General features: G+C 60.6%; 7 protein-coding genes. 4 read left to right on the top strand and 3 right to left on the bottom strand.

Annotation, left to right across the window (positions count from 1 at the left end; translation table 11 throughout):
* Positions 1–43 precede the first annotated feature (43 nt).
* On the top strand, positions 44–379 hold the full coding sequence (locus tag NW820_RS09725) for an SOS response-associated peptidase family protein (RefSeq protein WP_414407373.1): 336 nt from the start codon (positions 44–46) through the stop codon (positions 377–379).
* Here the strand turns inward: NW820_RS09725 and dprA are convergent.
* Positions 318–1,475 carry a DNA-processing protein DprA gene (dprA, locus tag NW820_RS09720; RefSeq protein ID WP_011432322.1) on the bottom strand — a complete coding sequence of 386 codons (1,158 nt, stop codon included), beginning with the start codon at positions 1,473–1,475 and terminating at the stop codon, positions 318–320. The genes NW820_RS09725 and dprA overlap by 62 nt on opposite strands.
* A gap of 78 nt (positions 1,476–1,553) precedes the next feature.
* Between dprA and NW820_RS09715 the strand changes: the two genes are divergently transcribed.
* The gene (locus NW820_RS09715) at positions 1,554–1,799 is read left to right on the top strand and encodes a hypothetical protein (protein ID WP_414407372.1); all 246 of its coding nucleotides are present in this window, start codon (positions 1,554–1,556) and stop codon (positions 1,797–1,799) included.
* Complete coding sequence (locus tag NW820_RS09710) at positions 1,792–3,246, top strand: sodium:solute symporter family protein (protein WP_414407371.1); 1,455 nt, start codon at positions 1,792–1,794, stop codon at positions 3,244–3,246. Before NW820_RS09715 ends, NW820_RS09710 begins: the two co-directional genes overlap by 8 nt.
* Positions 3,247–3,270: 24 nt before the next feature.
* On the opposite strand, the gene NW820_RS09705 is transcribed toward NW820_RS09710, so the two are convergent.
* Positions 3,271–4,095, bottom strand: a complete 825-nt coding sequence (locus tag NW820_RS09705; protein ID WP_414407370.1) for a lysostaphin resistance A-like protein — start codon at positions 4,093–4,095, stop codon at positions 3,271–3,273.
* 14 nt (positions 4,096–4,109) lie between these two features.
* Positions 4,110–4,391 carry an ATP-dependent Clp protease adapter ClpS gene (clpS, locus tag NW820_RS09700; RefSeq protein ID WP_099812808.1) on the bottom strand — a complete coding sequence of 94 codons (282 nt, stop codon included), beginning with the start codon at positions 4,389–4,391 and terminating at the stop codon, positions 4,110–4,112.
* A gap of 284 nt (positions 4,392–4,675) precedes the next feature.
* Between clpS and NW820_RS09695 the strand changes: the two genes are divergently transcribed.
* Positions 4,676–5,174: PhoD-like phosphatase N-terminal domain-containing protein (locus NW820_RS09695; protein ID WP_414407369.1), on the top strand; the 499-nt coding region annotated here is incomplete at its 3' end.

Below are 5,174 nucleotides of genomic sequence, written 5' to 3'. Positions count from 1 at the left end.
GATCGCTTCTTTCCTGAACCATGTTCAGGAGAGTTCAGCGTGAATGTATCAGGTGGAAACCTGTGCCATCCTCAACACTGCCGCCAACCGTCTGATGCAGCTTTTTCACGAGCGGATGCCCGTGATTTTGACGGAAAACGACTACGACCTCTGGCTGGATCCCCAGGTGCAGGATCCCAAGCTGCTGTTGCCCCTGCTTCGCCCCTACCCGGCAGAGGCCATGGTGGCTTATCCGGTCAGCACCCATGTGAACAACCCCCGCCACGAGGATCCCGCTTGCCGTGCTCCTATCGGAGAAGCAGTGCAGGGATCCAGCCTCAGCGAGCCCGCTGGTAGCGCATCCCCGGCAGTTGTACCAGCCAGCCTTCCAATTCCATAAGCAGCAGGGTACTGGAAAGGGTGGCAATATCCATCTGGCTAGCCTGGGCCAGGGCATCGAGGCTGAGGATGCCCTCCCCTAGCAGCTGCCAGAGCAGTTGCTGTTGGGGATCGCTGGGGCCAGTGGACGAGGGCTGCTTTAGCACAGGGGATCCCTGGAGGAGGCCCAAGTCTTTCAACAGCTCCTCGATCCCCAGGATCATGCCGGCGCCGTCGCGGATGAGCTGCAGGCAACCGCGGGCTGCTGCCGTGTCGATGTTCCCCGGCAGGGCATACACTTCCCGACCGTAGTGGTTGGCCAGGTGAGCAGTAATTAGCGCTCCCGAGGTTTCCGGAGCCTCCATCACCAAAGTGGCGCGGCAGAGGCCGGCAATGATGCGGTTGCGCTGGGGAAAATGCTCCTTGGCCGGTGGCGTGCCGGGGGGATATTCGCTGAGGATGGCCCCTTGGGCCAGGATGCGCCGGTAGAGAGCTTGATGGTGAGCTGGGTAAACTTTGTCCACCCCCGTTCCCACCACGGCCACCGTCTTGCCGCCGGCATCCAGACAGGCCTGGTGGGCAATGCCGTCGATCCCCGTTGCCAGCCCCGAGACCACCACACAGCCAGCTTCCGCCAGGGCAGCGCTGACTTTCTGGGTCCACTGTCGACCGTAGGCCGTAGGGGCGCGGGTGCCGACGATGGCAATAGCCGGCTGTTGCCAATTGGGACATTCTCCTAGGGCATAGAGAATGGGCGGGGGATCTGGCACCTCCCACAGCAGCGGCGGATAGTCCGGATCTGCAGGCGTGAGAAAGGGGATCCCCGCTTTGAGGGTTTCCTCCAGGATCTGCTCGGGATCAAGGCCAGGACGGGCAGAGACAATAGCCTGGGCCAGGGTGGGGCCAATGCCTTCCACCTGCCGCAGGGCCGGGGCATCCGCTTGCCAAGCCCGCTCCAGGGATCCAAAAAACTCCGCCAGCCGCTTGAGCCGGTGGGGGCCAATCCCTTTGATGCGGGCCCAAGCTAGCCAGTAGGGCCGCTCCCGTTCTTCATGGCCTGGCCCACGGGAAGGCTCCCTCTTGCCAACAGGATCTGAAGGGGAAAGGGGAAAAGACAATTTAGCTCTGCGCAACAGTGGCTGTATCTTAAATAATCGGCAAAAGGAACCCGTGGCAAAAAATCAGGAGATGGGCAGATGTCAGGGTTGGATCCCGGCGGTAACCTTCAGGGATCAAGGCCCCTGCGGTTTGGGCGGATGCGGCAGGCTTGGGTGTGGGGGTTTTATCCCCTGCTGTGGCTGTTGACCTGGGTGGGATCCCGCTCTGCCCAGCCGCAGGTATTGGGGATCCCTGCTTGGTACTGGGGGGCAGGGCTGGCCGTGCTGCTGCTGGTGCCCTTGAATCTTTACATTGTGCGCGTTTGCTGGCCTGGAGATGACTGACAGCATTTTAAGTTTGGGTGTGGTGGGGGTGTACTTGCTGCTGCTGGCAGCCATCGGCTTCTGGAGCTATCGCCACAGCGGCCAGGATCCGGTGAGCTATTTTTTGGCAGGGCGGGGGTTGGGATCCCTGGCTCTAACCTTGACGACGCTGGCGACGCTGCTCAGTGCCTTTACCTTCATTGGGGTGCCAGCGGATGCCTATACCCACGGCCTAGGGATCTTCCTGGGGGTGGGAGTGACCACCGCCTTCATTTCGGGGCTGTTTTTGTGGGTGGGATACCGGGTATGGCTAGCAGCCCAACACTTTGGCTTCATCACCCCTTCGGAGTTCTTCGGCCATCGTTTTCAAAGCCCCCTGTTGGCGTTGTTGTATTGCCTGAGCGCTTTGGTGTTTACAGCCCCCTACATCAGCATCCAGATCATTGGCGGAGCCCGCACCCTGGCGGCGGTGTTGGGGGAGGGGATCCCCTACTGGCCCTTGGCGGTGGTGGTGGCGCTGGTGATCTTGGGGTATGTGCTCTTTGGCGGATCCCAGGCGGTGGTCTGGACGGACGTGGTGCAGGGGATCATCTTGATTCTGGGGATGGGGGTGGCCTTTGTTGCAGTGGCTTTCTCCCTAGGGAGAGAAGCGGGTAGCGAACTGGATCCCTGGCTGAGCTTGCCCGGCCCCCAAGGACGCTGGAGCTGGCAAGGGTTACTCGGCAATCAACTGCTGTTTTTCATGGCCACTCCCCTTTTCCCACAATTTTTCCAGCGCTTCTACATGGCCAAAAGTGCCCGGCCCTTCCAGACCCTGATGGTAGTCTGGCCGCTGCTGATTCTGCTGGTCTTTTTCCCGGCAGCTCTTCTTGGGGTTTGGGGCCGCCTGGCTTTTCCCAGCCTGGAGAAAACGGATCAGATTATGCCCATGATGTTGCAAACCCTGCCCAGCGGCGTAGCAGCGGTGGTGATTACGGCGGCCCTGGCTGCTCTCATGTCTACAGCTGACTCCCAGCTTCTCACCGCCAGCTCCCTAGTGACGCGGGATCTGGTGGTTACCTTCTTCAGGCGCCAGCTTTCCCCCCACCAAGAAGAGTTGCTAGGCCGCTGGGTGGTGCTGGGGATCGGCCTAGCTTCCTTTGTGATTGCTCTTAACCCGCCGGGGCTGATTGTGGAGATTGCCACCTGGAGCTTTCAGGGCAACGCCATGCTGTTCCCTGTCTTAATTGCCGGCCTGTACTGGAAGCGGGCTACCCGCGCTGGGGCTGTAGCCGGGGCCCTCGTCTCCAGTGGCCTGACTTTAGGTTGGCTGTCGGGTCTGTTGCCGCGGGCTTGGACAGGGGGCTGGTTACCCGTAATCCCGGCAGTGGTGATCGGCAGTGGGGTGTTAATTGGCGTAAGCTTGCTTACCCAGCCGCCCAAGGAGCAGGTGACCGCCTACTACGAGGAAGGGCCTTGGGGAGAGTAGGTTATTCTTTATCGATCAGCTCAATCAACGCTTTTCCAGGTCTGCCGGTAGCCAGCCAGCTTGAGCCAGGCCGTTGAGAAATGCGAAAGTCCCTCCCAGAAAAAGCAAGCCCATCAGGCCCGCCAAGGGGTTGCCACCAATCCCCGTTAGCCACGCTGGCGCCCTGCCGGTGTAGTCTATCCAGGCCAAGTTGTTGACCCAGGCCATGCCCCATACCCAACCCGCGTGCAGCCCTAGGCTAAGGCCCAGCTTGTTTTGGTTCCAGACCCTCGCCTGCACCAGCAGCAGCCCCATCAGCCACAGTCCGGGAAATTGCGGCCAGGTGGCGAGAATCTCAGGCAAAGGCTTCAGGAAATGGGCCATAGCAAACAGGAAGCTGGATCCCCACACCGCAGTGCTGCAACCGTAGTCCAGCAGCATCTCCTGCAGCAGCCAGCCGCGAAAAAACAGCTCCTCCGCCAGCGCCACCCCCAAGCCCAAAAGCAACCCCAGCAACCCATAGACCAGCAGGGATCCCCCTCCTACCGCCCTCCAACTCAGCCAACCCAGGGATCCCTCCAGGCCCAAAAGCAAGAAAAGCCCCCCGACCCCGATCCCCAGGCCCCACAGGATCCCGCCTCGGCAAGGCCAACTGCCATCCAGTCCATAGGCGGCAAACCCGGATCCCCACACCCATAGCCAGGCTAGCAGCAAGGCATACAGGGGCAGCCACAGGTAGGCTCGCGCTTCCGGAAAAAACCACCCCCCCAGCCCGACCCACGGCAGCCAGGCTAGGAGGGGGATCGCCAAGAAAAGCAGCAGACGCAGCAGAAATGGACAAGCCCTCAGCTTGGAGATCGGCAGGCCCATCCAACCCGCCCCGCCTAGCGTTCCGGCTCAATGGAGCTGGTGAGGCCGTGCTGACGCAACTGTTCGCAGTAAAACTCCGCGTGCTCCCGCGGCACCACGATCACCACAGCAACACCGTTGTTGTGGGCTTCCAGCATGATCTCAGTGGCTTGCGGCGGCATCATCGCCGGGATCACCTTCACCAGCACCTGCACCACGTACTCCATGGTGTTGACATCGTCGTTGTGCAGCAACACCCGGTACATGGGCATGTGCTTTGGGGTTACAGAAGGCTTGACCAGAGTCTCCGTAGCCACGACGATCCCTCCTTCGGCAGGGTCAACAAGAAGTCTAAGGAACGCAAAACCGCAAAAATGGGGCAAAAGCAGGAAAAACTGTAATGAAATTTTAGCCTTCTCAGCAAGCTCTGTGAAAAGGCCGTGGGGAACCTGGGCGCAGGGGTCAGAGCCGTTAAACCAACCCTAACCCAGCCTTCACCTGCCCACAACCTCAGCTTGGGGGCAAAAGTGCTTGACTAAAAAGGCGATTGGCCTTTGTTGCGGATCCCTTTACATTTGCCTGCGTCCCTGAGGTGGGTCTTATGAGTTCCCTGCGTTCCCGTCGCTTTTTCCTGCAACTGCTTATGTTTGGAGGTGGGGCAGCCGCCCTGGCTGCCTGTGGGGGCACCTCCAGTTCCTCCATTCCCCCCCTGGGAGAGCCCGGGTTCCCTCAAGGGGTATTTGCCGGGGATCCCACCGCAGAAGGGGCGGTGCTTTCCACGCGGGTGATCCCGGCCAGCGCGACAGATACGGTTGCGGTGACGTTGCAGGTGGCCGAGAATTCCGAGTTCAACCCCATTTCGCAACAAGTTTCGCTTACTGCTCGCCGTGTGGCGGGCCGCAACTACCGCACTGAGCCAGGCGACTACATTGCTCGTGCCGTCGTCACCGGCTTGAGGCCAGCGCAGCGCTACTTCTACCGGTTTGTCAGCGAGGGGTTTACCAGCCCTGTAGGCCAGTTTCGCACCCTGCCAGCTCCTGGGGATGGACGACCCATTCGCTTCTTACACATCAGTTGTGCCAACGAGCCTCCCTTTCCTA

This window comes from Synechococcus sp. R55.7, from assembly GCF_047461955.1.
In the GTDB taxonomy this organism is placed as follows: domain Bacteria; phylum Cyanobacteriota; class Cyanobacteriia; order Thermostichales; family Thermostichaceae; genus Thermostichus.
The sequence above is the reverse complement of the archived record's forward strand: the minus strand, read 5'-3'. Positions and strand labels throughout refer to the sequence as shown.